The organism is Bartonella sp. AP72JLCBS, assembly GCF_042195705.1.
In the GTDB taxonomy this organism is placed as follows: Bacteria; Pseudomonadota; Alphaproteobacteria; order Rhizobiales; family Rhizobiaceae; genus Bartonella.
In genome coordinates, this window is sequence record NZ_JBHIOU010000038.1 from 1 (window position 1) to 4005 (window position 4005).

The window sequence follows — 4005 nt, forward strand, 5'->3', positions numbered from 1 at the left end:
AATGAACACTCTTTCAAATCTTCAAACTCTTCTCTTAAGGTCTCTAAGCGCTTCTCTAAATCTTTCAGTGAACCATCAAGCTCTGTTTTCAAAGCGGCTTTCAGTAAATCAAAAACGCCAGTAAGCGGCGCATGCACAAAACCTCCCCCAGAATACAAAACGACCCGTACTTGAGACGGGTCGCTAATCTCTGATATCGCAAACGGTTTTAATGACATTTCAACTCCTCATGTCTTGATCCCATAAATTACACTCACATTAACGGGGCGCGTTTCAACACCACCAACCCTCTCTGCCATGAGATGATGTTCATGATGCTCTCTGTCATTCAGACCTGCCGTTATAGGCGTTGAATAATATAAAAAATTAGCAAAGGGGCTCCTGATAAACCAAGGTAAACGCGGCGGCTTGTCTTTTTCTGTAAACCAAAAGGGAGTCTCTACCTGTGGACTTCCTGCTATTTGGTCAAATTCTTGATTACACTTGTCCAAAGCATCCCCACTCAAACCTACACACTCTTCGTCTACAGATCTCTTGTGCCTTGTCACGGGCGCTTCAGTAGAAGAAACATTCCGTTTCTTTCGAGAAGAAAGACCTTCTGATGACGCTGGACCTATAAAATGCTCATGCGCTTTTAAAGAACAGGGTTGTATACTTGCAAAAGAACGCCAAGGGTCTAAATTGCGTTCATTATCAAGTCCCCGTAAAAATAGCCCCCGAAAATCGGGAACATTAAACGTCGTGGCGCCATCTCCTTCTCCCCACGTCGTTCCTATGACACAAAATAAATCCCAATAAACATACCGTGAATAAGCACTTCCATCACATGGCAACCAACCATCCGGCAAGCGCTCCATTGCAAACGGTCCTATCAGACCGGAAGGTAAACGTTTTAAGGAAGAAACTTTGCCCCTTGTCGGGTTGAGAACTTGCCAACCCGTAAGCTCTTCATCATACACAAGCGTATAAAGACAGCCATCTTGTATCTCTCCTCCCGATAAGGCTAATAAACCGGTTTCTGTTGCCTTATAAACGGGCTTATCGGCTAAATTATTTAAAGCAATTGTTGTCGCCCCAACATTCTTGCCCTTCGCTTTAAAACAAACCGATATGCCATTCTTATACTCTAAAAATGCCGATTGGCTTTGAAGCCTTATCACGCTCGTCTTTTGGTTATTATCAACCGTCACAATCCCTTCAAGCACGCCCCCCGTATCCGATAAATACTCACTTACCCGTTGCATCATAAAACGAGCGCTATTATTAACCGTGTTAGGGTGCTGTCCCTCTGACCAATTAATTAAAGCATCAGCACCACCATTCTCAGATGCCGTTAAAGACCAATCATAAATCGTGGACATCTAAACCTCACGTCTTGATTCCAAACACAACACTCATATTAATCGGGCGCGTCTCACTTATACCTGAACTTGCCAATGCAACATCACGCATGTGAAGGTGGGAATGGGGAAAGGCGAGCTTATGGTGCACGCGTATATCCTCTGCTCTCACGCCCAAACGTTCAGCAAGCTTCAATCTTTGCTGGTCATTCAACACATATCCCCAGATGATCGTCATATCACCATGCCAACTCTCTTCCTGATTTTCATCATTCAAAATCGTAAAGGATTGACCCCCATGGTCATGCTTTCTCATTGCGTCATTTTGTAAAGTGCCAAGATAACGAAAGCGGTCTATCTCGCGGTCATCATCAACACCTCGTAAAAAAACACCACGCAAATCGGGAACATTAAACTTCGTCCAACTATCAGCGCCTCCCCACCTGATCCCTATCGCTTCATAAAGAGCAGGATAATCACTACGCAAATAAGCCTTCCCATCACATGGTAACCAGCCATCTGGCAAAACTTGCATCCCAAAAATCCCTATCGTCCCTAGTGGATAAACAGGGATAACCGGCTCTTGCGATAAAGAGAGAGGCGTAGGATTTAAAACTTGCCAAGCATGATCCCTATAAACCAAGCTATAAATGCACCCCCTTTGAAGCTCGCCTCCCGATAAAACACGGAGACCTAATTCCGTCGCCTTGTAAACAGGTTTAGCCGCCAAATCATTCAAGGCAATTGCGGTTTCCCCAACATTCTTGCCCTTCGCTTTAAAACAAATTGATATCCCATTCTTATACTCTAAAAATGCCGATTGGCTTTGAAGTCTTATCAACGTCGTCTGGTGTTCAGCATCAACCGTAAAAGTGCTTTCAATCACACCACTCGTATCCGATAAATACTCACGCACACGTTGCATCATCACACGAGCACTATTATTCAGACTACTAGGACGTTGTCCTTTTGACCAATCAATCAAATCATCACAATAGGCATTCAAGGAGGCATTTAAAGACCAATCATAGATCGTCGACATCTTACACCTCATGTCTTAATCGCAAACAGAACACTCACATTAACTGGACGCGTCTCGCCTTCACCAGTGCTCTCCAAAACAACCTCTTGGTTCTCATCAAGAGTATGAGAACTTACAATGTAGCCCCCTAAATTCTCACGCTCTATGCCCATAAAATTCGCTAGAGAGCTCCCCCCAAACAAGCCTAGACGATAGCCCAACACATCCGTCGTATTCCCATCCCAAAAATTTTCGTTGCTGGTAAAATGAGACATCGAAAGGCTCTGTCCTTGATGTTGATGCGACTCAATTAAATCTGTTTGCACACTTGCAAAAGAACGCCCCTCATCAATATTGCGCCCTCCATCAAGCCCCCGTAAAAACATCCCTCGAAAATCGGGAACATTAAATGTCGTGGCGCCATCACCCTCTCCCCAAACCGTTCCTATCGTCTCAAATAAATCACGATAATCACGACGCAAATAAGCCTTCCCATCGCAAATTAACCAATCCTTTGGAATCCCGCGCATGCCAAACGTTCCTATAAAACCCGTGGGATAAAGACTGCTTTCTTCTTCTTCTAAAGGGAGTGGGGTAGGATTAACAAGATGCCAATGATCTCCATTATAAAACAATGTATAAATGCACCCTTGTTGGATTTCCCCCCCTGATAAAAGCGATAAACCCGTTTCCGTTGCTTTATAAACCGGCTTGCCATCTAAAGCATTTAAGACAATCGTGGTCGCTCCAACATTCTTACCCGTCGCCATAAAGCGCAAAACGATACCATTCTTATACTCTAAAAACTGTGAAGTGCTTGCAAGTCTTATCACACTCGTTTGTTGGACAGGATCATTTGTAACAATGCCTTCAAGCTCTCCACCCGTGTCTGACAAGTATTCCTTTACGCGCTGCATCATCACACGGGCGCTTGTGTTCACACTGCTAGGATGCTGTCCTTCGGACCAATCAATCAAATTATCCACGCGCGTATTATCCGACGCTCTAAGCGACCAATCATAAATCGTTGACATTTCTCGTGAATCCTAGCTTCTGTAAAATGGTCCGTAAAACGCCCGCATGAATTGCGTCATCAAAGGATTATCATCATCACTCTCTTCTTCTTCCGAAGCCTCTTCTTGTGATGCTAATAATGCCCTTAAAACCTCTAACAAGTTGTCTCTATTTCTAATGCCACCATGCGCTGTAGGACTTGCTCTATGAGGCTGCCCCCCATACATCTGTAATACACGGTTGACAAAATCACTTGCACGCATAGCGTTGTTTCCACCATTCAAGCCAACCGCATTGCTCCCAACAATTTGCGCCGCATTGGCATGGGGATTTTGAAGAAGCCGCGCGGCTCCTCCTGCCCCTTGTTGATGTGCTAAATACAATTCTGCATCAGTAGGCGCTCTTCCCAAAAGGCGGCTTAAATGATTGCGATTATCAAGCGTCAACCGCCCCATGGCATCTGCCGCTTGCATGGGATCAAAACGATCCTGCAAACCATATTGTTTGGCGGTGCTGTCTATAAATTGATACAACCCACCCGCAGAAGAACGGGGATTCCTTGCATTCGGATTGCCTCCACTTTCCACTTGCGCAACACGGTACAAATAACTCTCTGGCAAACCATAACGC

General features: G+C 44.8%; 5 protein-coding genes. All 5 read right to left on the reverse strand.

The window, feature by feature from the left end:
* Positions 1-218, reverse strand: a 218-nt coding sequence (locus ACFILO_RS09015; protein WP_375678173.1) for a hypothetical protein, incomplete at its 3' end; no start/stop codon positions are given.
* Between the two features lie 9 nt (positions 219-227).
* Entirely contained in the window at positions 228-1361 is a 1134-nt protein-coding gene (locus ACFILO_RS09020) for a phage tail protein (protein ID WP_375678174.1), read from the reverse strand.
* 7 nt (positions 1362-1368) lie between these two features.
* Positions 1369-2382, reverse strand: a complete 1014-nt coding sequence (locus ACFILO_RS09025; RefSeq protein ID WP_375678175.1) for a phage tail protein — start codon at positions 2380-2382, stop codon at positions 1369-1371.
* Positions 2383-2390: 8 nt separating this feature from the next.
* Positions 2391-3395, reverse strand: coding sequence for a phage tail protein (locus ACFILO_RS09030; protein ID WP_375678176.1), 1005 nt, complete (start codon positions 3393-3395; stop codon positions 2391-2393).
* 12 nt (positions 3396-3407) lie between these two features.
* On the reverse strand, positions 3408-4005 hold a 598-nt coding region (locus ACFILO_RS09035; RefSeq protein ID WP_375678177.1), incomplete at its 5' end, for a transglycosylase SLT domain-containing protein.

What these genes read in the sequence shown, in the direction of transcription:
- ACFILO_RS09020 (WP_375678174.1), bottom strand. Translation starts at nt 1,361, where the DNA reads ATGTCCACGATTTATGATTGGTCTTTAACGGCATCTGAGAATGGTGGT.
- ACFILO_RS09025 (WP_375678175.1), bottom strand. Translation starts at nt 2,382, where the DNA reads ATGTCGACGATCTATGATTGGTCTTTAAATGCCTCCTTGAATGCCTAT.
- ACFILO_RS09030 (WP_375678176.1), bottom strand. Translation starts at nt 3,395, where the DNA reads ATGTCAACGATTTATGATTGGTCGCTTAGAGCGTCGGATAATACGCGC.